At 39.9% G+C, this 601-nt stretch carries 1 protein-coding gene; it reads right to left on the reverse strand.

Translation table 11 applies throughout. The annotated features are described in order from the left end of the window. The coding region (locus R7Q09_RS26920) for an AAA family ATPase (protein ID WP_318144047.1) at window positions 1-274 on the reverse strand (274 nt) is incomplete at its 3' end. Window positions 275-601 lie beyond the last annotated feature (327 nt).

The raw sequence follows: 601 nt of genomic DNA on the forward strand, positions 1-601 counted from the left end.
TCACCGTTCTTGAATAGTCCAACCAAATGATCGTGTCGACGTATTGCCACTTTATGCTTTCAGTTCGAGAATAGTTTCCATCCAAAACCCATTCGCTTTGCATGAGGGCCGTTTTTAAGTTGCTGAAAAACTCATGGTCGGTGCTTTCTTGCCAGCCCGCTTTCCAAAACAATTTGTCCATTTCGATATGTGTAACGTCGAGCTTCTGAGCTAAGGCTTTTGCGAAAGTAGACTTACCACTGCCGCTACTACCAATGACATTTATCCTTTTCATATAACGCCCTCCATGGCGCTGGCAACAAACTAACGAAGAACGCTGCAGTTAGTCAAAACTACAGCTTATTTTTACAGGTCGGTGATAGTAGTGTTTTGTATGATTGATAAGAAATTCAAACGCCAAACATGTGAACCATGACTCATATTAAATTTGATCTATTGCGCTTAACACTTCCCCAACTCTCGAGTAAATTGAGTCTTCGTAGGCAACAACATCACGAGTTTTTACACTGTAAACTGATTTATCAAGAACAGAGTGTTTGATTTATCGTGCTTATTTTCTATGTAAACTCGCTCCAATTACTCATCGAATTAACTTTGTGCA

The organism is Vibrio sp. 2130-1, assembly GCF_033339515.1.